Raw genomic sequence first — 22,325 nt, 5'->3', positions numbered from 1 at the left:
TGCTCACCTTCGAGGGCAAGAAGCTGTTCCCGGAACGCATCGCCGAAACCGTGCCCTACGACGCTGACAGCCTTGGAGTACGACCTCTACGAGGACGTCACCCACTACGTGCGCGAGGGAATGAACCGCGCCGAGAAGCTCGGCGGCAAGCGCAAGAACACCGTCGGCTTCGCCCTCACGGTGCTCCAGCGCCGACTCGCATCCAGCCCCGAGGCGATCTACCGCAGTCTGGTAGCGCCGCTCGGAACGGCTGGAACGCAAGAAGCAAGAGATCCTCAACGGCACCTACTCCGACGACCGAGCCCACGGCTCGACCTCTCGACGACCTCGACTCCGACGACTTCAATGCCGAGGAAATCGAGGAGATCGAGGAAGAGCTGCTCGACGCAGCCACCGCGGCCCAGACCGTCGAGGAGCTCGAACGCCGAACTGCTCGAACTGCGCAGACCTCGACCAAGACCGCCAAGCAGGTGCGCGACATCGGCGACCGACCGCAAGTGGACCGAACTGTCCACGATCCTCCAGGACAACGCGCTGACCACCGACGGCGAACGGGTGAGCCGCGCAAGTTCATCATCTTCACCGAGCACCGCGACACCCTCGACTACCTCCATCGCCGGATCACGTCACTGATCGGGCAAGCCCGACGCCGTCCGCGCGATCCACGGAGGCGTACGCCGAGGCGAGCGTCGTCAGATCACCGAGGAGTTCACCAAGAACCGCGACGTGCCAGATCCTGCTCGCCACCGACGCCGCCGGTGAGGGCCTCAACCTCCAGGCCGCCCACCTGATGGTCAACTACGACCTGCCCGTGGAACCCCAACCGCATCGAGCAGCGCTTCGGTCGCATCCACCGCATCGGCCAAGAGGAGGTCTGCCGGCTCTGGAACCTCGTTGCCTCCAACACCCGCGAGGGCGAGGTCTTCACCCGGCTGCTGGAGAAGCTCGAACAGATGCGCGCAGACCTACGGCGGCAAGGTCTTCGACGTCCTCGGCGAAGCGTTCACCGAGACCCCGCTGCGCAACCTCCTGCTGGAGGCCATCCAGTACGGCGAACGCCCAGACGTGAAGGCCAAGATGCACGAGGTCATCGACGCCACCGTCGGCGACGGGCTCAAGGACCTCCTCGACGAGCGAGCCCTCGCGTCCGAACAACCTCGCCGAGGCCGACCTCGCAGGCGCTCGAGGCGGCGATGGACGAAGCCCGCGCGCGCCGTCTCCAGCCGCACTACATCGAGCTGGCCTTCAAGGCGGCGCTTCACGCGACTCGGCGGCCGGATCGCCAAGCGCGAGCAGGGTCGCTACGAGATCGCCAACGTGCCCGCAGCAGCATCCGGGCCGCAGGCACGGGGCCGATCGCCACCAAGTACGACCGGGTCGACCTTCGAATCTGAGCAAGGTCGGCAGGCCGAGGACGTCGCCCGCGCCGACCTGCTCGCACCTGGTCACCCGCTCCACGACGCCGTCATGGACGAAGCAGTCCGCCAGTTCGGCGGCACCCTCAACCGCGGCACCGTCCTGGTCTCCTCGACCTTGGAGGAGCCGCACCTGCTCGTCGGAGTCGATCGAGGAAGTCGCTGACGCCACCGGCGGGTCCGTCGTCACGACGATTCGGCTACGCCTACGTCGACAGCTACGGCACCGTCACCCCAGCCGGGCCCTGCTCCGTACCTCGACTGCGTCGCAGCACCCCGACAGTCCGCGCCACCGACGCCGCCCGTCAGCTTTGCCCTGGCTCGCCGAGGCCGAGGACACGGCGACGAGCTGGATCATCGCCAACCAGTTGCCTGAGTACCTCGCCGAAGTCCAGCCGCGACGACTCGCCGAGCTGCGACAAGGCCCGCGCCCTCGTCACCACGCGACTCGAAGGCGAACGCGACCGCCTCCTCCTCGATGCCGCCATCGCGTCGGAGAAGGAGCAGGCCGGGCGACAAGCCCAAGGAGTCGTCGGAGAGCCTCAACCGCAAGGCCGTCGAACTCGACGTACGCCTTCGAAAGCGGCTGGAGTTGCTCGACCAGCAACAGCTCGATGTCGACCAAGCCGCCCCGCATCGTCACCGCCGCGCTCGTGCTCCCCGTTGGGATGCTGGAAGCCGACCTGCCCGCGACCGCACCTATCCACGCCAAGGAGACCAAGGAAGTCGAGCGCCGCGGCGTCGACCTGGTCCTCGCACGGGAGCGAGAGCTCGGTCGCAAGCCCGTCGAGCAGGCGTTCAACAACCCCGGCTTCGACATCCTCTCCAGTGACGCGAAGGGCGACACGTTCCGCATCGAGGTCAAGGCCCGCATCGAAGGGGCCACCGACTTCTTCGTCACCCACAACGAAGTGATGACCGGCAAGAACGCCGTCCCGCGCTACCGCCTCGCCCTCGTCCGCGTCGACCCCCGGGGCGCGCAGCTACGACGAGGTCCGCTACCTCGATGACCCATTTGCCACGACAGACCTCGGCGACTTTGATGCAACGGGTGTACGGGGTGACTGGGCGAAGCAATGGGCCAAGGGAAAGCAGCCGTTCTGAGATGGTTTCGATCGCCTGGGGTTGGTTTTGATGTCAACGAGGAATCGGGAGCGGAAAGCTCGCAACCGAGCGCGACTGAGCGCGCTGGGGCTCGCGGAGTCCAACCTGGGCCGGGCACAGAAGCGGAGGTTGATGCGAGACATGTCGGGGGTGCCTACCCTCGCGGAATTCCGCGAACAGGTGGCGGACTACTCGGCCGCTTCGATAATTGCAGGGCTGGGGTCGTCGAACTCACTGGAGCCCTTCATCGTCAGCAGGCTTGTGCACGAGGCCGCTCTAACATCAGGTGCCACGACGATTTCCGTCGACCAGTTGAGTGTGATTGGCAGCCGACTGATGCAGGTCGTCGACCCCGAACTGATGAAGAGGGCCGGAACCGATCTGACTGACGCCGCGATGGCCAGGATGCTTCCCCAGCAGCTCATCGGGCAATCGGCCCTGCTTGCTGACATTCATCGGGTGCTGGCGGTTCTGGCCCCCGACACCGAGACCGGCAAGATCGGGCGTGCAGCTTGGCGAGACTTGTTGGGCATGGAGCTGACGGACCTGATCGTCGGCGTCATGGGTATGAGTGGGTTGATCGGACCCGATGGGACGATCGCCGCCGCCCGCTTGGGCCAACTGCCCGAGGCTGTTGGTTACATCATGACGCGGTCCATTGACCTCCTCAGCGCCGACCTTGACGGCATTCGACAGGCCGTCAGTGACGACGAGCGACGACTTGGTGAAGACGTTATTCGTGGATTGGGGCCGCTCGTGCGGTTCCCGATCATCCGGCTGCCAGACGATGCTCTCGTTATTCCGTCACGGGTGCATTTGGAGTCCGCCCTGAGCACCGCGGGACTGTACATACGGTTGATCCGTGCAGATGCCTCCGCGAGGACGCGCGAGCGAACAGAGGCCGCCGGGGCAGCGTTCGAGGGATACCTTCAGCGGATCGCCGCTGAGAGCCTGCCGGACGGCTGGATAGTTACCGACCTAGATGAAGATGCTGACCCCCGCACATCGAGAGCCGACTTCTTGCTCATGCCGCCTGACGGCAACTTCGTGCTGGTAGTTGAGTCGAAGACGACACTTCAGGCACTCACCGCCCAACTCCGGCTTTGGGACGATCGCTCGCTGATTGACGACCTCTACCAGGGCGCCTTCGACCAGGTCGATGCGTCAGCGAAACACCTGGCAGGGGTCGACATCCCGGTGTTCGGCCTTGTCGTCACTCTGGACAGGCACGTCACGACGCGGGTGGGCGGACGAACCTACGTCGGGGTTCCGATTGTCGCTCCCGCCACGACGACACCCGCAGCTTCGTCGCGAACACCCGTTCGGGTGATCTCTGCACAGGACTTCGAGGATCTCGTCGAGGTGCTCGCACGCGGGGTGGAGGACCCTGCCGCGATCTTCGCAACGCTCTACGACGATGGCTCCTCGATGAACGCAACGGAGTGGATCCGTAGCGGCTTGCCAGATGAGGTCACCGAGGACAGCCTGACTGACCGGCTTCGGGTCGGAGCGCTTCACCGACTCGCGTCCGCGGTGGACGACAACGCGGTGAGGGCGGCAGTGGCGGCCGCGATTGGCTGAACCCCATCCTGGACGCTTGTCCTCCGTTCCTTGTCCGATGATGCAGAAGTGACGTAGTGCCACGATCTGTCGGACGTCGCGGATAGGTTGGGGCGTGGAAAGAGTCGTGGCGCCCCTGGGGCGCCGCATTGGTCATGCCCGGCGACGGGCAGAGGGGTCGTTGTAGTGCAGAAGCGCAAGCTGATCGAGGTGGCGCTGCCGCTGGAGGCGATCAACCGGGAGTCAGCCCGGGAGAAGGCCATCCGTCACGGTCACCCGTCGACGATTCATCTTTGGTGGGCTCGTCGGCCTCTGGCTGCTGCACGGGCGGTGCTGTTCGCTCAGCTTGTAGACGACCCCAGCAGTCGACCTGACAAGTTCCCGACAGACGCCGAACAGCGCGCCGAGCGGGAACGGTTGCACCGGATCATCGAGCGGCTTGTCGTTTGGGAGAACACCAGGGACGACCAACTCCTCCGGGAGGCACGGCAGGCGATTCTGGATTCAACTGATGGCAACCCGCCGCCCGTCCTTGATCCGTTCGCTGGAGGGGGCACCATTCCGGTCGAGGCACAACGCCTTGGTCTTGAGGCGCATGCATCTGATTTGAATCCCGTCGCTGTCCTTATCAACAAGGCACTCATCGAGATTCCCTCAGCATTCCGTAACCAAGCGCCTGTCCACCCCGGCGCGGCGGAGGCGGAGATTCGTACATGGCGGGGGGCCGAGGGCCTAGCGGCGGACATCCGCGCCTACGGCGAGTGGATGCACGGTGAAGTTCAGAAGCTTGTGGGCCACATGTTTCCCGTGGTAGGCGGTAAGCCGGGTGTCGCTTGGATATGGGCGCGCACGATTGCTTGCCCGAACCCTGCGTGCGGGATCGAAATGCCGTTGGTCAGGTCGTGGTGGCTGGCGAAGAAGAAGGGCAAGGAAACCTTCGTTGTTCCGTCAATCGTGCCCGACGCTACGCATCCTTCGGGGCACCGCGTGGAGTTCGCGATCGGCCACGACAAGGCGTACGCGCCCGACTCAGGACGTGACGGAACTGTCGAAAGGACGGGCGCGAAGTGTCTCTCATGTCAGACGTCTGTTCCGTTCGACTACATCCGTGAGACGAGCCGTGAGATCGGGCTCGGTCAGCAGTTGATGGCCGTTGTCGGTGAAGGCAATCGTAAGCGGAACTATTTCGCGCCCGACCCGATTCAGGTGTCGGCTGCTGCCGTCCCGGCACCCGACGACCTTCCTGCCGGCGAACTCACTGACTGGCCCGGGCGAATCAACGTCTATCGGTACGGTCTCACTAAAGTCGTCGATCTGTTCACCAACCGCCAGCTGTCGGTTCTTGTTGCGTACAGTGACCTCGCCGAGCAGGTTCGCAAGCGGGTTCTGGAAGATGGCGGCAGTGCCGAGTACGCAGCGGCGGTTGCGACGTACCTCGGCATGGTTCCAAGTGGCATCGCCAATCTTTCGTCGACCATCACATCATGGCGAGAGCAGGCGGAGTCCCCGAGGACTACCTTCGCTCGGCAGGCGCTCCCGATGGTCTGGGACTTCGTGGAGTCTCACGGAATCGAGAAGGCTGGCGGTGTTGTCGACCGGATTGCTCACGCCGTTGCTGCGCTACCTCTCGGGACAGGTGAAGCGCGCCAGCTAGACGCCGCAGATTCTGTTTCGTCTGGGTACCTGATCAGTACAGATCCGCCGTACTACGACAACATCGACTACTCGGGGCTATCCGACTACTTCTACGTTTGGCTCCGGCGGAGCATTCGGCACCTACATCCGGACTTGCTGGCAACGATGCTCGTGCCGAAAGCCGAGGAACTCGTCGCCAACCCGTATCGGCATGGCGGCAAAGACAAGGCGAAGGCGTTCTTCGAGGCCGGATTCAAGGATGTCTTCGCGCAGGCCCGAGCGGTCGCGCGACCAGACTTTCCGATCACCGTGTACTACGCCTTCAAACAGAGTGAAACTGACGCCGGAGGAGAGGCGTCGAGCTGGTTGGGAAACCCTGCTCGAGGGAATGATCCGGAGTGGTTGGGAGATCACATCGACTTGGCCAGTGCGAACTGAAGGCAGCGGTCGGATGATTAGCGTTGGGCGGAATGCCCTTGCGTCTTCGATCGTGCTCTCGCTTCGCCCTACGCCCGGACGAAGCTGCACACCACCGATCGCCGCGGGTTCATTGCGACGTTGGAAAGCGGAGCTGCCCGACCGCCCTCCGCAAGCTTCAGCAGGGATCAAGTCGCTCCCGTCGACCTGCCCACAAGCCGCCATTGGGCCCGGAATGGCCGTGTTCAGCCGTTACAGCGCGGTTCTTGAGCCGGACGGCTACGAAGATGACTGTTCGATCAGCGCTCTCGCGCATCAACGAGATCCTGGACCAGGTGCTCAACGAGCAGGAGGGTGACTTTGACTGCGCCGTCGCGGTTCGCTATCGCGTGGTATCGGCAGCATGGCTACTCGGTCGGTTCTTTCGGTGACGCCAACAGCATCGCGAATGCGCGCAACACCACCGTGGACACGATGGATCGGGACGGCATCCTGACCAGCCGCGGCAGGCAAGGTGCAGCTCATCAAGCCATGCTGACCTGAGTTGGGACTACGAGCCCTGTCAAGGACATGCACACCAGCAACTGGGAAGCCCTTCACCACCTGATCAAGGTGCTTGGAGCGCGACGGCATCGCGCCCGCTGGCGACTTCCTCCAGGCAGCGTTGAGCCGCACCCGACGGGGCGGTGGACGCCGACCTCGTGAAGGAGTTGGCACACCTTCTCTTCCGCGTCGCCGAGAGCAACGGTTGGACGAAGGACGCGCTGTCCTTCAATAGCCTTGTGACGAGCTGGCCAGAGATCCTTGAGGTCGCCCGGTCCGCCAAGAAGCCCAGCCAGACACAGGGCGCTTTCGAGTTCGACGAGGACGAGTGACATGGCACTGAGTAACCGGGACCGCATCGGAAAGCTGTTCGAGGTCATTGCGCCGGCCCTCGACGACTACATCGCGTCGGTGATCGGAGCGGTCGACGCCGCGGTCGGCGCCAACTGGGTGCAACTCGTCGCCGCGAAAGATGGACACGCGGGCAAGGTCTATGACCCCCTCGACCCTCAAGTCCAGCTGCGCATGCTGACGGAGTCCTCGATTACTAACAATGTGAAGCCCCGTTGGTATCCGTTCTCCGACACCCTCGGGTCGGGTTGGCGAGGCGTTCGCAACCGAGCTGAAGAATGCCCGTAATACTTGGGCGCACAACGGGTCGTTCACCGACGATGACGCCTACCGCGCGCTCGACACCGCCGAGCGCCTGATGACGCTGCTAGGCAAGCCCGTCGGAGGCAGACCAGGTGAAGTCGATCCGCTTGAACCTTCGCCGCGTCACGGCTGATCGTGACGACAAGAAGGTCCTCAAGGCCGCTGTCGACAACCCCGAAGCAGTTGGTGGGCTGAAGCCGTGGCGCGAAGTGCTCCAGCCGCACGACGACGTCGCGACCGGCAACTTCCATGCCTCCGAGTTCGCCGCCGACCTCTACAAGGTCGCGACTGGCGGCGAGGTCGACTCCGACTACGCCGACCCGGTCGAGTTCTTCAAGCGCACCTATCTCACCGAAGGTCTGAGCGACCTGATCGGCCGCGCGGTGCGTCGTCTGTCCGGTGATGACAACGCATCGCCGGTGATCAACCTCCAGACCAACTTCGGTGGCGGCAAGACCCACTCGATGCTGTCGCTGTGGCACGTCGCCGCGGGCTTGCCGGTGGGTGAGTTCCCGCAGGAGACGCAGGAGCTGTTGCTTGCCAACGGCTACCAGGGCACGAAGGTCAACCGTGTCGCGATCGTCGGCAACCACTTCAGCCCCTCCGGTGTGGTCAAGGACGACGGCACACAGCGTCAACACGATCTGGGGCGAGCTCGCCTGGCAGCTCGGCGGCCCGGAGGCCTACGCCCTCGTCGCGAAATCGGACGCGTGACCGCACCCATCCAGGCGACGCCCTCCATGAGTTGCTGAGCAAGTACGCGCCGGCGGTCATTCTGATCGACGAGTGGGTGGCTTACGCCCGTTCTCTCGTCGGACGTGATGACCTTGCCGGCGGCACCTTCGATGACCAGTTCACCTTCGCGCAGTCGCTCACCGAAGCATCCAAGGGCACGGCTGGTGTGCTGCTGGCGATCTCGATCCCTGCGTCGGAGAGCGGTGACGACGCTCAGATTGCGGTTGGCAACGCAGAGGAAGTTGGTGGCGCCAACGGTCTCGAAGCCCTCAAGCGGCTCCAGAATGTCGTTCGTCGCGTGGCTGACCAGTGGCGTCCGGCTTCGTCCGACGAGGCGTATCACATCGTCAAGCAGCGACTGTTCAAGCAGCCTGACGCCGCCGGGCTCGCGTCCATCGGAGCAACGGCCAAGGCGTATGTCGAGATGTACCGCAAGTACACCGACGACTTCCCGCGCGAGGTTCGGGACGCGGCCTACGAGGACCGCATCAAGCGGACCTATCCGATCCACCCGGAGCTGTTCGACACCCTCTACGAGGAGTGGTCCTCGTTGGAGCGCTTCCAACGAACCCGCGGTGTCCTGCGTTTGATGAGCACCGTGATCCATGCCCTGTGGGCCGGCGAGGATGCTTCTCCGCTGATCATGCCTGGCTCGATCCCGCTCGCCACCGCGAACGTGAACGCCGAGCTGACGCAGTACCTCCAGGACTCGTGGAAGACGATCATCGACGCCGATGTCGACGGCCCGAACTCCGAGCCGGCGCGCATTGACAAAGAGAAGCCGCTCTTCGGCCAGCGCGCTCTGACCAAGCGTCTCGCCCGCACGGTGTTCTTCGGAGCCGCCCCAACTGTCGCGCCTGGCTCGACCCGGAAGGGCATCGGCACTCAGCGTGTCTTCCTTGGTACGGCGGTTCCCGGTGATGTGCCCGGCAACTTCCACGCCGCTCTGACATCCCTCGGCGACCGGGCTACGTACTTTTACTCGGGCTCGGGCAAGTACTGGTACGACCTCCAGCCCAACATCACTCGCACCGCCAAGGATCAGGCAGAGCGTCTCCACAAGGAGGATGTGTGGGCTGAGATCGTCAAGCGTCTCCAGGGGCAGGGCCGCACGGGCGGTGACTTCGCGGGGGTTCACGTTTGCCCCGAGACGAACGCCGATATCCCGGACACCGACGAGGCCCGGCTTGTGATCCTGCACCCGAAGGTCGCGCACAAGGGCAAGTCCGAGTCGGAGGCGAAGGCATTCGCACAGAAGGCGACCGAGCAGCGCGGCAGCGCCAACCGGGCCAACCGCAACACGGTTGTCTACCTGGCCGCCGACGAGGCCCGACTCGAAGAGCTCGACGCCGCGACCCGTGACTACCTCGGCTGGACGCACGTCCTCGCCAACGAGGCCGACCTCGACCTCACGCAGAACCAGAAGAACCAGGCCGCACAGCGCCAGGCGCAGGCCGACCAGACCGTCACCGCGCGTCTGTTGCAGAGCTTCACCTGGGCGCTTGTCCCGACGCAGCCGGACCCGGGCTCGCCCTTCCTGATTCGCGAGACCAAGGTCGAGGGTCAGTCTCAGTCACTCGCAGAGCGGGTTTCGAGGCGTCTGGGCAATGACGGTGACCTCTCGACCCGTCAGGCCGCTGCAACCATCCGGTTGGCGATCAACAAGGTGCCGCAGATCTGGAAGGACGGCCACGTCACGCTCGGTGCGCTCTGGGGCCTGTACAGCCAGTACCCGTACATGCCGCGTCTGCGAGACAGGAAGGTTCTCAACGAGGGCATCGTCGACTTGCCGATGATCTGGGTGACCGACGCGTTCGCCCTCGCCACCGGGTACGACGAAGCCGCTGGCCGCTACATCGGTCTGTGGACTCCAGAGGACAAGGGTCCGGCACCGGTTGCGACCGACACGCTCCTACTCGTGCGTCCCGATGTAGCGACGAAACAGCGTGAAGCCGAGTCGTCCGAAGAGCAGCTCGCGGCCCTCGTCGAGCAGCACGGCGGCGCCACATCGCACGACCCGTCAGCACCAAAGGTCGACGTCGTATTCGTCAAGCCCAAGACCCGCTTCTACGGAGTGAAGACTCTCAACTCCGACAAGATCGCGATGGACTTCAAGAACATCGCCGACGAGGTGATTGCCAACCTCCGCGCCGCCGACGGCACCCAGCTGACCGTCCGCATCGAGATCGAGGCCACCAACGCCACCGGCTTCGAGGACGGCAAGGTCCGCACGGTGTCGGAGAACGCCAAGACGCTCAAGTTCGACCAGTCGGGCTTCGAGGAAAAGCTAGCCGGACGCATGACCGAGGACGCTACTGAGACTGAGGCGGAGGACGCCGACGGGACCTTCGACCCACGAGCCATGCTCGCTCTTTGGGCGAACGAGAGCGATGAGTGGGTGCGGCTCCTTGTCGCCGAGGTACTGGCGACGGGAAGGCCGGTCGGCGCGACGGTCGTCGAATCGGCCTACAAACTGTTTCGCCAAGAGAAGGCTCTCGACCCGCGGGAGGTCGACGCAGTCGCGAAGCTCAGCACCGAAGCCCGCCAAGACGAGGCAGCCCCTCCGCTCAGCCTCCGCAAGCTTTCAGAAGTCCAGGGTGTCAACGCGCTGGTAACAGGTGCAGAGATTGAGCCTCATGAAGGGCTCACGATCCTCTACGGCGAGAACGGCACGGGCAAGACCGGCTACTCACGCATCTTCAAGGCGCTGGCGGAGAGTCGAACGGCCGACGTGATCTTGGGCAACGTAGACGCGGAGGAGGAGACGGACCAGTACGCCAAGCTGGCTTATAAGCTCGGCGATGATCTGCATGAGTTGGAGTGGCATGGCGAACGGGGGGTCTCGCCGTTTACACGCATGTCGATCTTCGATAGCCCTTCAGTTTCCACGCACGTGGACGACGATCTCGACTACGTCTATGTGCCCTCCGCCCTCGCGCTGTTCAATCACGTCATCGCTGCCATCCAAGGAGTGACTGCGCACATTGACGCCGAAATCTCCAGCCTCGGGAGTGGGCCACCTGGCTTGCTCTCACGATTCCAGCGTGGGTCGACGATCTACCCACTAATCGAGACGCTAGGCGCCTCGACCGACCTTGTCGCCCTGAAAGCTAGGGGATCAACCGACCCGGACGTCGAAGCGAAGATCGACACTCTCACGCAGGCAGTGGCCGCGCTGCGCGCCAACACCATCGGTACTCAACTCGCAGCACGACGGCGCGAGCAGCGTGCCGTCCAGCAAGCAGCGGACGCAGCGGACGCACTCATCGCACTCGATGTCTCCATGTACAACGATGCGTTGGTCAAGCGCACGCAGCTGGCGACCGACTACGAAGCATTCCGCTCGGAGCTCTTTACGGCAGCAGACCTGCCCGCTGAACCAGAGGAGACGTGGAGCGACTTCATTGAGGCCGGTGACGCGTATCGCCAGCACCTCGTCCAGATTGAGGCGCACGACGCCAGCCGTTGCCTGTACTGCCGTCAGCCACTATCTGGAGCTGCACGCGACCTTCTGGAGAAGTACTCGACTTACCTCGAAGACAAGATCACGAGTGACATCCGCGCCAACGACGCGGTGATCGCAGCATTCAAGCAACAGGTTGATGAAATCGCGGTCGCAGATGCGGCGGCGCTCGGGCAGGAGCTATCAGGCGAGGAGACGGAGCCCACCTATCTCACCGGTCTCAACGAGATCCTCGATGCTGTTGCCGCCGTGACCAGTGCACTGCGAACAGGTGATGCCGTTGCCGCGGACCTCGCCGCGAGATTGGCGGAGCCGAAGACGGCCAGCGTGTCAGAGACCGATGCCGCCGCGGCGGACGTTGCCGTCCTCGATGAACAGTCGCAGGACAGGTCGAAAGCACTTGAAGGCAGGCAGGCCGAGCTTCTCGAACTGAAGGACGCAGCCGAACTCACCAAGTCCTGGGCCGTGATCGAAACGCAGGTGACGGCTGCCAAGGAGGCCGATCAGCTTCGCACGCTGAAGCGCCCGTTGCCACAGTTGACCCGTGGCGTAACCGAGCTGTCCAAGGCCGCCAGCGACCAGCTGATCAACCAAAGTTTCGACGCCCTCTTCATCGAGGAGTGCGAGGCACTGCGCGCGCCGGCTCTCAAGGTCCAGTTCGTTGGACGCGAGGGACGTGCACAACGGCGCAAAGTGCTCAGTGGCCGACACAAGCCGTCCAAAGTGCTCTCCGAGGGTGAGCAGAAGGTGCTTGCTCTGGCCGATTTCCTTGCCGAGGCACGGCTGGCCGGAATCACTGCACCGGTCATCTTCGACGACCCGGTTTCGAGCCTGGACCACCGTCGGGTGCGCGAGGTCGCTGAGCGCGTCGTGCGCCTATCCCAAGACAACCAGGTCATGATCTTCACTCACGACATCTTGTTCACCACGACGCTGTTGGCGTTGTCGGAGAAGTCGAAGCGCTGCACCTACTTCCAGATCACGGATGAGGAAGGAAAGGGCAAGGTTACGCGCGCCAGCCATCCCCGCTGGGACACCTTGAATGGAATCAAGGGGAAGATCAACACGACGATCGAAGCGGCGAAGAATGTGGAAGGGGAGGCTCGCGATGCCCTCGTCCGAGTTGGATACGGCTGGGTTCGTTCGTGGTGCGAGGTGTTCACCGAGACGGAGTTGCTTCAAGGCGTGTCGCAGCGCTATCAGCCGAACATTGGCATGACCAAGCTGGAGAAGATCAACACTGAGAGGCTCGGCGAGATCATTCCCAAGATTACCGAGGTCTTTGAGGATGCCTGCCGTTACATCGACGGCCATTCGCAGCCGCTCGCAACCCTCGGGGTCAGCCCAACTCTGACCGGACTCGAGGAACAGTGGGCCGAGTTGCAGGAACTCAAGAAGGTCAACGATGGGAAGGCGTAGCGGCTCGCCCGCGGGTAGGCGCTCGTGAGTATGGCTTCTGATCCCGACGGCACCTTGGACAAGCAGATGAGGCTCCGCTATGCCGAGTGCCCGACAGACGTGGGGATCATCGAGGTCGACGCCAAGGCCGATATGACAGTACTGGCCGGGCCAACACCGGCACCGAACGCCGGAGTTGCAGGGTCATCTGCCCGCCGTGAGTACGAGCGCCGTAAGGCCAAGGACGAGGAACGGCTGCGACAGAAGTGGGGCAAGCTGGGCGGCATCGCAGTGGTCTTCTCAGATGGGAAGCAGAGTACGAAGGCGTGGGCAACGGGTGCAGTAGGCGAGGAGCGCTTGGGCGCGCGACTCGACTCGCTGGTCTCGGAGTCGATCGCGGTCCTCCATGACCGGCGCGTCCCGGGCTCGAAGGCGAACATCGACCACATCGCCGTGACGACCGCCGGCATCTGGGTCATCGACGCCAAGCGATACAAGGGCCGCCCAGAGCTGAAGATCGAGGGCGGCATCCTCCGGCCCCGCGTAGAGAAGGTCCTGGTCGGCCGTCGAGACTGCACCAAGTTGGTCGACGGCGTCCTTAAGTAGATCGACCTCGTCCGCGAGGTCGTGGGTGATCTTCCCGTGATCGGTGCATTGTGTATCGTCGAAGCGGACTGGCCGCTCATCGGCGGAGCGTTCACGACCAGGGGCGTCCACGCGCTTTGGCCGAAGCGCCTCGCAAAGCTGCTCGCTGAGGCAGAAGGGCCAGTCGAAGTGCCTGCGGCCCGCGAGGCGTTGGCTTCACGCTTCAAGCCCTCCTGAAGTCCACGTCTGCGTCGTGCACAACGTCGACGCATGGCGCGGCTGGGTGAGGCAACTGCTGACTGAGCACGAGCCGAGCCAGCAGGCGTTCCGGGCGCCTGACCCCCGTGACGACGGCGGTAGGTGTTCTCCATCGGTTCCTCAGATTCCGTGTGTGGGGTAAACCGAACCGAGCTGCGCACTCGGCCGAGAAGGGGCGAGGTCGGAGGCGCGCTCCACGCCGCGCTCGACGGGCAGGCACTTCACGGTCTCCCACTCGCGCGGGTGCACCCCGCCTTGGACTGCCGCTGCGACCAGGTTCGCGAGGGCGTACGGCTTGCCCTCGGGCACTTGGTCGAGGGCGCACCACGCCATCGCCCCATCACCCTTGAGCCAGCTTGCGAAGGCGAGCAGGGAAGCCGGGGCGGCGCGCACCTCGTCCGGAGCCCTCTTGGTCATGTCGGTCCAGAGCGCGATGTGGGAGGCGGCGGTGTCTCGGGTCATGTCGGTCCACAGGTGGTCGCGGATCGGGATGGAGTCGAGCGCGACCAGGAGGCGGGCTGCATCGCCGTCGTCGAGCCGGAAGCCGTTGTGTTGGAACCGGTGGAGCCGACCGAGAGCCCATCGGCTTTCGGTTCGCGGGGCACTCTCGCTTTCCGCAGCCCGGGCGGCGGGCAGCAGATTCGCGACCGGCCCCCGGTCGCCGACCAATGACGCGGCGAGCGAATCCCGACTGGCCTCCGGCTGCGCCCGGCCGGCCAGGACCGTCATGGCAGCAATGCGTTCCCGAGCGGCATCGGTCTGGAGTCCCATGTCGCCGGTGTCGAGATCGGCCCACCGGGTCTCGTCGGCCCACAGTCTGACGCGGGTGTCGATGCCGATGGTGTCGAGACGAGCGACGAAGTCCTGGCCGACTGAGTCTGCGAGCCGACGGTCGGCTGTCATGCAGACGATTCCGACGCTTGAGCCGGGCTGGGCGTAGCGGCTGAGACCTTCCCGGATCGATCGCCAGACCAGGTCGCTGTCTCGCGGTGTGGTGGGGATGTCCACGCGAGCGACGGGGAGGTCGGATCTCATCGACACGAAAACGATCGACTCTTGGGGCTGGAAGCCGAGCAGGTGGGGGATGGCCGCGATCAGCGCGTCAGGGTTCTGTACGGAGAGTGTCATGCACTCGAGGTGCACGGTGATGCCCAAGGCGTCAGCCGCGCCGTGCAGTGTTTGGATCTCCCCTCTACCTGTCCTTGGGGGCCCCGGTGTCCCAGATGGGGTCTTGTCATGTCTGCGGCGATGACTACCTGGGACTCCGAAGGTCCATTGAGAGCGCTTCTCGGATGCGTGGGTGCAGTGGCAATCGGATCTCCTCGGCGTCAGTTTCCTGCTCGTCAGTGCCGACAGCCCGGCCCATCACTACGTCGAACCAGCCCGCTCGGTCTTTCACGACGCGGAACATCTTCTCGTCGTGGGTGCCCGAAAGGAACGGCTCGTAGACCTCGATGTCCTTGCCGACCCGCTCCGCGAGAGCACCGATTCGATCTAGCCGCCCGGTGCGCTGTTCGAGTCGGCTCGGGTTCCAGTCGAGATCGTGGTGGATGACCTGGCGGCACTCTTGATGCAGGTCGATCCCCTCGCCCATGACTGAGCTGGCCACCAGGAGGTCGGGGGCGAACGGGGTGTTGAACACGGCGATGAGGCGCTCCCTGTCCTCGCGTCGAGTCTGTCCGTAGGCGCGCCTGACTGGCGACAATCGCGCTCCACGTCCCGACGATTCGTCGCTGGCCAGTCCCTGGTCGCCCAAGAGCGCGTCAAGGACGTTGCGGCGTTCGAGTGGCGTGGCCGCTGCAAGCCGTTCAGCGAACTGGGTCCAGCGAGCGACCAGATCGACGCCGGAAGGGTTCGTCCCTGTGATTCCTTCCCACAGATCTTCGGCATCGAGGTCGACGCGGAGGTTGGTGTACCGGATAAGAGAGGCTGGTGTGCGCAGATTTCGGATCGCCACGTCGGCCAAGGCTTCTGCTAGCTCCTGTCCGCCCATGCCGGGCTCGGTGATGGCGTCACCGGAGGTCAGGTTGTCCGTTGCGGCGCCGAACGATTCGACGAGCCTGGCTCTGATGCCTGCGTAGTTGCCCGAGTCTGCCTTGAGGAGCCGATTGGCGATGCGCTCCAGTGCGTCATCAACGCGAGTGGCGGGAACCCCGAGCGACTTCGATGCGAGCTCGCGGATGAGGAGATCGACCTTCGCGGTGAGGGCAGACTGGAGCGCCGCTGTTGTCTTGATGTACCAGCAGAAGATGAGGCACTTGTCGCCGGCGAGCCAGAGTTGCAGGGCACGTTCCGTTGTTGCGGCGATCTTGGGGTGTCGCGCTCTGGTGTCTCCGTGCCGGAGGATGGACTCAATCTCCTTTCGGTACCAGTCCACCTCGGAGTGCGGCGGCTCAGAGCCATCGCTCGCACCGACAATTGTACTGGCCTCGACGTCACTGTCGAGATTGTCGTCGCCTTCCTCAAGCCGGAGGAACGCCTCGTAGGACGAGGCTATGCCGTAGGCAAAGAGGGGTCGTGCAGTTCCGCGGTTGTGCTCGGCGACGGCCTGGGCGCGCGCAGCAAGAAGGAATGGAAGCGCGCTGTCGTCGGGGATCTCGAGTCCTGCGTCAGCCGTCGATTCGCTGCCGGTGAGGATCGCCGCGCCATGGTGGTAGTGCCGACGAGCAGGGCGGCTGTGGCGGATCACCCAGGGTTTGAGCTCTCGGTGCATCAGTGTGCGGGCATAGACCGCGAGTTGAGCGTCGCGCCACGCCTTCCGTCCGTGAGCCCCTATGTGTGTTGGTGGGTCTGCTGTCAATTCCCAGGAATCGAACGCTGCCAGATCGGCGGGGGAGAGCCTTCCCCAGGAGGTGTCGAGCTCCAGTGCAGTGACTTGGGCTCGCTGGAGTGCTTCCTTGAGGCGATCGAGGCGCACGGAGAGTGTCTCGGTCCGTTTCGGCCGCATGGGACGAATCGCGTCGAGTCGACTAAGAACGTTGACGAGCTCGCTGTGACCGAGCTCGAACGGCGTCGCTGTCAGAAGGAGTATTCGGTCGAAGATGTCCTTGAGCGCGCCGTCTTCGGGTTCCTGGGGCAGCGGTGTGAAGAGTCGGCTGATTCGCGTGTGGCTGTTCTTCAGCGAGTGCGCCTCATCAACGATCAGCAGCGGGAGACGCAGCCTGGCCGAGACCAGGACGGCCTTCCAGGCGGACTGAGTGGCGTCATTGAGGCTCTTGCGGGCCGACTTCAGTCGCGCGTCGAGGTTCGCAGACGATTTCAGGGGCAGAGCCTGGATGACATCCCACACGCTGGCCAGGTCGAGGTCAGTCGCGACGTCGCAGAGCGCAGTCGGGACCGGGTCGTCACCAAGGTCTTGTCCGTCCGTCAGATGCGTCCAAGCATCGCGCCAGGTCTCTGGCGGCGTGTTCAAGAGAGCCTCAACCCGTGGAGTGGTGAGCCGTCTGTCGCGGATTAGCCCAGAGCTGCCAGTGCACCAGCGCGCGATCAGGCTCCTCATCCTCGCTGCTCCGGTTCGATTGCGACAGGCGTAGTAGAGCAGGGCAAGCTGAATGAAGGAGTCCTTCAGGCTGGCCGTGAGGGCTTCGTAGGTCACGATGACGATGTGTGAGCGACTCCGCGGCGGATCGTCGAGCGCTTTAAGCAGGTCTTCTCCGCTGCGGATGGCGTGCGGCACGCAGCGCAGTTGTGGGGCGCTGTCGTATAGGAGGGATTCGCTGAACTTGCCCCACTCGCGTACCCACTTCTCGCCGACGCGCGCCGGAACGAGGATGACGACTTGTCCGGGAGTCGGCGCGGCGAGAATTCGAGTCGTCGCGACGGCGAGTGCAACGAACGTCTTCCCCATCCCGACCTGATCTGCCAGCACGACGCCCTCTTGGCTCTGAAGCCGCCGAAGGATGTCCTCCGCTGTGCGGCGCTGGCGGTTCCAGTCGTCGGCGAACTCGTTGTCTGGCGACTCGCGAAGGTGAGACGTCAGGAGGTCAGGCACCGTCGAGCCTCCTTCATCGCCCGCGCTGCGTATTGCGCCAGGTCAGCGGGCCCGTTGCCAAGGCGCACCCGGAGCGACTCGATGTCGTCGAGTGCGGCTCCTATTGTGCTTCGCCCCTCCGACTGATCGACGAACTGCAGGGCCCTCGCCCAGTCGACACGGCCAACGGTCAGCGCGATCTCCGCGAGCGTAAACAATCCGTCGGCGAGGTCCTTATTGCCTTCCTCGACGTCTTCGACCGTCTTGCGAGCGACGAACCTAGGTCCTAGAGGGCCAGTCAGACGCGCAACGAGCGCATCGGTCGTCAAGGCAGGATGTTCGAGCCTCCTTTGCATCGCGGCAAGTGACTGGGCGAGTGCTCGGCCTCTGCGAAGCAGGCTGGCTCGGGAGTCGAAGCGCTTCAGCGGGTCGGTCACGATCTGTGTTCCGCCAGATGCCGGCCGCTCTCGCTGCTTGCGTTCAAGTTCCTCGCGCGCCGCCCGGGCGAGTGACTTGCCAGATGCGAGGGCGTCCAGCAGGTGGCCGGAGTTCAGGTCGGCGAGCCCCGCCCCGGGCGGGAGCGAGTGGCGGTCATCGGCGATGACCGCCCAGATCGTGCTCTCTTCGTCCCACTCGACGACAACGAACATCGGCAGGTTGTTGGCCTCGACAGCGACTTCGATTGATGTAGGGCTCCCCGCCGATCTCCAGGACGTGGCATCAAGGAGCGTTGCTCCCGAGGGGAGGGAGACTCGCCATGCAATCGGCATCGCCACAGGTTCGATTCCGATCGTGAGTATCCACGAGTCATCTTTGCGGGTGAGACGACAGAGCCCGAAGCAAGGAGGCAGCACTGGTGCGGAGTCTTCGAGCTCGTCGTCGTCCGCTTGGTCGTCGTAGTTCACACCGACCGGGTCAACTTCCTGGCCGGTCGGAACAAGTCCAAATAGGGCCGTACCCTCCTTGCTATTCAGAGGGGCTCCGAGCCAGAGATTGACTTCTCGATGGCGCTTCCCATTCGTCTTCGCTAGACCTAGCCCCGCCTTGGTGTGGTTGGAGCTCCCCACGAGTGCGGCCACCCATTCCCGTTGCGACAGCAGCAGACACTTCGCATGGAGCCGCCGCACCTCATCGTCGCGAAGGTCGAGCTCGCTAACAGAGTCAACGGCATCGAAGTGATCGAGGGGGAAGCCGATCTCGCCACGGGGACCGAACACCACGGCAACGTCCTGCCAGCGCTCCTCTTTGGGCCGGCCAGTGAGAAGGTCCGCGACGCTCCTGAGCACCGTTGGGTCGTCGGCGTCCCAGAATGGCGACAGGTGCGTGGCCCAAAGAGGCCGTGCACCACTCCAGGCTTCTTCGAGTGCGTCGAGCGGCCCAACATCGGCGTTGCTCGGCGCAAAGGCAACCTTTAGGTTCGTCTGCACGCGTGGTTGCCTGGACGCGCGTTCACGGAAAAGCGCCAATGTCCGATCGACTTGGTTGCGCGCCGGAACGCCAACGGCCAACCCGGGAACGAGGTCCAGATAGCTGTCGAGCTCGTCTGCGAGTGCTGTCAGGACAGCCCCCGGAAGGATGCAGTGCGGCCCTAGGTCGGCTGCCAGCGCGAGTTCGATCTGGTGCCGGTACCCGGCGGCCGTGAGATTGGCTGAACCGACGATGACCCTAGCGGCGTTCTCCCATAGCAAGATCGCCACCTTCGAGTGGAGGAGTCCTCGTCGGGGGACTTGGCAGTGGAGCGCGTCCCACCGAAGCGTGGAGCGTTCGCCCTGTGCGCTCCGGTCGGCGAGAACGGTGACTGCCGGTGCGCGGAGGCTCTCCTCCAACTCCAGTCGTGCAACCAGGTCGTCGACCGAGCCGGTTCCCTCATCGACACTTTCGACTGCGAGAAAGCGTGCGAGACAACTCCGCTCGAAGAAGTCTGGGTCCAGGGTGAAGGTCGTCGCGAGCACAGCGAGGGGATCGCCTGCATTGGCTGGCTTCTGCCAATGGTCGAGTAGCGGCGTGAGCTTCATGCGGACCGCACTAGAAAGCCCAGCAGGGTCTCGATCCTCATCGGATGAGTCCAAATCCGGTCGTCCAGCTGACCCCAGTCACGGCGGTAGGGCGTGCGAACGAACCAGTCGTACTTGATCGGGTCGATCCACATGCGCTTTCCCTTGGCCGTCTGGACATCCTGGTGCCGGGAGATGAGCGCATTCACGAACTCCGGGGTGGTGAAAGCCCTGTCGAATTCGCCGAGGACCAGTTCGACATCCAGAGCCAGTCCTTCATCGAGTTCGGCGGCTGCTTCGACTGCGTGACGGACCAGGTCGACCACGCGCCCTGCCAGTTCGGCGATGCCAGGTGTGGCGGCACCCTGGTCGATAGAGAAGGTTCCTCCCTGGAGGGACGCACCGTGCTGGAGCAGCCGTCGGAAGGCGTACTCGATTGCGGTCGTACAGGCTTCGTACGCGATTGCGGATCGAAGTGCTGCGCGGGTGACAGCTCCAGTGGCTCTGTCGAGAAGGGCTGTTGCCAGCTCTCTCTGCGTTGGCCAGGGGTCGGGATGGGGCATGTGAGCGGTCATGATCTGTGACAGTTCGTGGCGCACAGGATGTTGTTCGCTCATGATTAGTCGGCGAACTTCACCTCGCTCCTTGCCGCCGGCCTCCAACGGAGCGACGTGACTCGCGATCGAGGCGATTAGTGCGCCATTGAGAGGCGCTGTGCAGCGGCCGTTCGTCAGGGAGTCGCGAACGGCCTTTTCGATCTCTCTTCGAAGTTTTCCTCCCGGCGAACCCGATCCGCCGAGGTGAAACCCGTCGAGTCCCTGATCGTCCTCCCACGCCTTCAGAAGGCGATCCGCGTTCTCACCGGGGAGCCCGTCGCGGTCAAGAACTCTGGAGTCAACCGAGAAGGGGCGATAAACGCCAGTGAACCCGAACACCCTCGGTCCAGCGAGGTAGTTCGCGGCGCTCAAGCGCTCACCGGCGGCCCGCGCACGCTGGGCCTTCTGGCTGCCAGGAACACTCGCGAGTCGATTCGGGACAGGATGCTGGACGAGGGACTCCACGACAAGCCACTCGAAGGCGAGGTCGAACGTGGTCTTGCCGTCGGTCGAAGTGATGCCGGCGAGAGACTGGCACGCGTGGGCTCCAACCGCTGAGAGCGTGACAAACCTCGGCTGGCTCATGCGGGCGCGCACACCTGGAACCAGGCGGTCTGCAATACGGTCGGCGACCGCGCCGAGGCCCAAGGGGTCCAGACTCCCCTCGCCGGTTTCGCCCGGGTCGTACTTCGAGAGCGTGGGCAGTTGTTCCAGCAGCGCGCCGCTCATGGTTGCTCGCCACCTTCCTTCATGCGGCCGGCCCTTCGTAGGTGGCGGCCCAGGAAGTGAGCAGTTCGTGCAGTCGAGTCCGTCGGGGTTCGCCTTCCCTATCGCGCAGTTCGGGTCGACCGGAGTCTGCGACGACGGTTGTGAGATCGGTGTTGGTCAACTCGATCAGCAACCCGGTGAGCAGGTCGGAGACCAACCAATCGTTCACGTCACCGGCACCGGCGTCCTCGTAGGCCGAGCGCAGGTCGTCGGCACGGAGCGCTTGGCCCCATACATCCTCATCGCCAATCCCGGTGAGGTTCAGGGCGCGGAGAATCGCCGCGTCTGCTGCTTGCTCGACCCACACGGAATCGCGGTCGTCTGCAGCGAATTGGAACGTCGCGAACCACGTGCTGCTGTCAGGCTGGTTCCCGTCGATCGTCGCGAGTGTCGCTGGCATGAAGGTCGCGGCTGCACCGCTGGCGGTTGTTGCGTCCCCTCCAGCGGGCAGCATCACTACGTGGAGGTAAACCGTTCCGCCTTGGTGCGAGAGTTCGCGTGCGAGTGGTCGAGGGCCAACGCCCGTGAGACGTGAGCCATCGTCGAGTTCGAGGATGGTCCCGAGGTAGCTCATGCCAACCACCCTTCTATCGCGTGGGCGGCGTCGATCAGCCCGGAGCGGGCAACGTCGAAAGAGAATCCGTCTTGATCGGGGACATCGCCGCCAAGGTTGGCCTCGACCAGGATCTCCAGGGTCACAGCGAACGGGGTGGACTGGTTGACAACGACAACGACAGCGAGGCCGGCGGCGTCATCCTGAACAGTCGGGACAGTCTGCTCGGGGTGCTCGTCGTGGGCTGCTTGCATCCAGGCTTCGGCGAGCCTTGCGAGTGCGTCTCGCGAGAGCGGTCGCCCGAGGTAACGGACGAGACGATCGGGCGTCAGCAGTTCGATGTCCACCAGATGGGTGTACGGGTAGTCGAAGTTTACGAGGCTCGGCGCGGGTAGCAGCGCGAACGATGCGCCAGCCTCCGACAGCAGTCGGATCGGGTTCAGAGCGTCGGCGGTGCGCCTGTTCCACGTTGCCCCGCATGAGTTGCACTCACGCTCGAAACCCGGGTGCATGCAACCCACCCACTGAACCCAGTCAGGGTCGCCCGACCCGGCGTCCGGTCCCGACGGCATGCCAATGATCAGGTGCACGACCTCGCCTGATCCACAGGATGGGCAGGTGCCACGCGGCACGTCGTACGGCTCGTGCGCGCCATCGACTGGAGGCAGCATCATGCG

At 64.2% G+C, this 22,325-nt stretch carries 18 protein-coding genes; 10 read left to right on the top strand and 8 right to left on the bottom strand.

Annotated elements, in window-relative coordinates:
• Positions 1-275 precede the first annotated feature (275 nt).
• A complete protein-coding gene (locus V9G04_11350; protein ID MEI2713853.1) occupies positions 276-614 on the bottom strand; it encodes a hypothetical protein in 339 nt (112 codons plus the stop codon).
• Positions 615-621: 7 nt separating this feature from the next.
• Positions 622-747 carry a hypothetical protein gene (locus V9G04_11345; protein ID MEI2713852.1) on the bottom strand — a complete coding sequence of 42 codons (126 nt, stop codon included), beginning with the start codon at positions 745-747 and terminating at the stop codon, positions 622-624.
• Positions 748-894: 147 nt separating this feature from the next.
• Here V9G04_11345 and V9G04_11340 point away from each other — a divergent pair, with 147 nt between their 5' ends.
• The 10 genes from V9G04_11340 to V9G04_11295 all read left to right on the top strand — a co-directional run bounded on the left by V9G04_11340 (position 895) and on the right by V9G04_11295 (position 13,530).
• Positions 895-1,581, top strand: a complete 687-nt coding sequence (locus tag V9G04_11340) for a hypothetical protein (protein MEI2713851.1) — start codon at positions 895-897, stop codon at positions 1,579-1,581.
• A gap of 448 nt (positions 1,582-2,029) precedes the next feature.
• Positions 2,030-2,425, top strand: a complete 396-nt coding sequence (locus V9G04_11335; GenBank protein MEI2713850.1) for a DUF3883 domain-containing protein — start codon at positions 2,030-2,032, stop codon at positions 2,423-2,425.
• Between the two features lie 235 nt (positions 2,426-2,660).
• The gene (locus V9G04_11330) at positions 2,661-4,100 is read left to right on the top strand and encodes a hypothetical protein (protein MEI2713849.1); all 1,440 of its coding nucleotides are present in this window, start codon (positions 2,661-2,663) and stop codon (positions 4,098-4,100) included.
• Between the two features lie 165 nt (positions 4,101-4,265).
• A complete protein-coding gene (locus tag V9G04_11325; GenBank protein ID MEI2713848.1) occupies positions 4,266-6,152 on the top strand; it encodes a DUF1156 domain-containing protein in 1,887 nt (628 codons plus the stop codon).
• A 333-nt stretch (positions 6,153-6,485) separates the two neighbouring features.
• On the top strand, positions 6,486-6,674 hold the full coding sequence (locus tag V9G04_11320; GenBank protein ID MEI2713847.1) for a hypothetical protein: 189 nt from the start codon (positions 6,486-6,488) through the stop codon (positions 6,672-6,674).
• Positions 6,675-6,817: 143 nt separating this feature from the next.
• Complete coding sequence (locus tag V9G04_11315; GenBank protein MEI2713846.1) at positions 6,818-7,006, top strand: hypothetical protein; 189 nt, start codon at positions 6,818-6,820, stop codon at positions 7,004-7,006.
• A 1-nt stretch (position 7,007) separates the two neighbouring features.
• A complete protein-coding gene (locus V9G04_11310; GenBank protein MEI2713845.1) occupies positions 7,008-7,313 on the top strand; it encodes a Swt1 family HEPN domain-containing protein in 306 nt (101 codons plus the stop codon).
• A gap of 107 nt (positions 7,314-7,420) precedes the next feature.
• Positions 7,421-8,080, top strand: coding sequence for a hypothetical protein (locus V9G04_11305; GenBank protein MEI2713844.1), 660 nt, complete (start codon positions 7,421-7,423; stop codon positions 8,078-8,080).
• Entirely contained in the window at positions 8,074-12,945 is a 4,872-nt protein-coding gene (locus tag V9G04_11300; protein ID MEI2713843.1) for a DUF499 domain-containing protein, read from the top strand. The genes V9G04_11305 and V9G04_11300 overlap by 7 nt, the downstream gene beginning before the upstream one ends.
• A gap of 54 nt (positions 12,946-12,999) precedes the next feature.
• A complete protein-coding gene (locus V9G04_11295) occupies positions 13,000-13,530 on the top strand; it encodes a nuclease-related domain-containing protein (GenBank protein MEI2713842.1) in 531 nt (176 codons plus the stop codon).
• Between the two features lie 357 nt (positions 13,531-13,887).
• Here the strand turns inward: V9G04_11295 and V9G04_11290 are convergent, their stop codons facing one another.
• The 6 genes from V9G04_11290 to V9G04_11265 all read right to left on the bottom strand — a co-directional run bounded on the left by V9G04_11290 (position 13,888) and on the right by V9G04_11265 (position 22,322).
• Entirely contained in the window at positions 13,888-14,895 is a 1,008-nt protein-coding gene (locus V9G04_11290) for a DUF4192 domain-containing protein (GenBank protein MEI2713841.1), read from the bottom strand.
• 124 nt (positions 14,896-15,019) lie between these two features.
• The gene (locus V9G04_11285) at positions 15,020-17,758 is read right to left on the bottom strand and encodes a helicase-related protein (GenBank protein ID MEI2713840.1); all 2,739 of its coding nucleotides are present in this window, start codon (positions 17,756-17,758) and stop codon (positions 15,020-15,022) included.
• Positions 17,743-19,752: a hypothetical protein gene (locus V9G04_11280; GenBank protein ID MEI2713839.1), complete on the bottom strand. Its 2,010-nt coding sequence runs from the start codon at positions 19,750-19,752 to the stop codon at positions 17,743-17,745. The genes V9G04_11285 and V9G04_11280 overlap by 16 nt, the downstream gene beginning before the upstream one ends.
• Complete coding sequence (locus V9G04_11275; protein MEI2713838.1) at positions 19,749-21,056, bottom strand: hypothetical protein; 1,308 nt, start codon at positions 21,054-21,056, stop codon at positions 19,749-19,751. The genes V9G04_11280 and V9G04_11275 overlap by 4 nt, the downstream gene beginning before the upstream one ends.
• Positions 21,057-21,075: 19 nt before the next feature.
• Complete coding sequence (locus V9G04_11270; GenBank protein MEI2713837.1) at positions 21,076-21,495, bottom strand: hypothetical protein; 420 nt, start codon at positions 21,493-21,495, stop codon at positions 21,076-21,078.
• A 170-nt stretch (positions 21,496-21,665) separates the two neighbouring features.
• Positions 21,666-22,322: a hypothetical protein gene (locus V9G04_11265; protein MEI2713836.1), complete on the bottom strand. Its 657-nt coding sequence runs from the start codon at positions 22,320-22,322 to the stop codon at positions 21,666-21,668.
• Positions 22,323-22,325 lie beyond the last annotated feature (3 nt).

The organism is Nocardioides sp., from assembly GCA_037045645.1.
Lineage (GTDB): Bacteria > Actinomycetota > Actinomycetes > Propionibacteriales > Nocardioidaceae > Nocardioides.
Note: the sequence above shows the minus strand (reverse complement) of the source record. Positions and strands in the feature narration are given on the sequence as shown.

What these genes read in the sequence shown, in the direction of transcription:
- V9G04_11290 (MEI2713841.1), bottom strand. Translation starts at nt 14,895, where the DNA reads ATGACACTCTCCGTACAGAACCCTGACGCGCTGATCGCGGCCATCCCC.
- V9G04_11280 (MEI2713839.1), bottom strand. Translation starts at nt 19,752, where the DNA reads ATGAAGCTCACGCCGCTACTCGACCATTGGCAGAAGCCAGCCAATGCA.
- V9G04_11270 (MEI2713837.1), bottom strand. Translation starts at nt 21,495, where the DNA reads ATGCCAGCGACACTCGCGACGATCGACGGGAACCAGCCTGACAGCAGC.
- V9G04_11350 (MEI2713853.1), bottom strand. Translation starts at nt 614, where the DNA reads ATGGAGGTAGTCGAGGGTGTCGCGGTGCTCGGTGAAGATGATGAACTT.
- V9G04_11310 (MEI2713845.1), top strand. Translation starts at nt 7,008, where the DNA reads ATGGCACTGAGTAACCGGGACCGCATCGGAAAGCTGTTCGAGGTCATT.
- V9G04_11330 (MEI2713849.1), top strand. Translation starts at nt 2,661, where the DNA reads ATGTCGGGGGTGCCTACCCTCGCGGAATTCCGCGAACAGGTGGCGGAC.
- V9G04_11265 (MEI2713836.1), bottom strand. Translation starts at nt 22,322, where the DNA reads ATGATGCTGCCTCCAGTCGATGGCGCGCACGAGCCGTACGACGTGCCG.
- V9G04_11335 (MEI2713850.1), top strand. Translation starts at nt 2,030, where the DNA reads ATGTCGACCAAGCCGCCCCGCATCGTCACCGCCGCGCTCGTGCTCCCC.
- V9G04_11275 (MEI2713838.1), bottom strand. Translation starts at nt 21,056, where the DNA reads ATGAGCGGCGCGCTGCTGGAACAACTGCCCACGCTCTCGAAGTACGAC.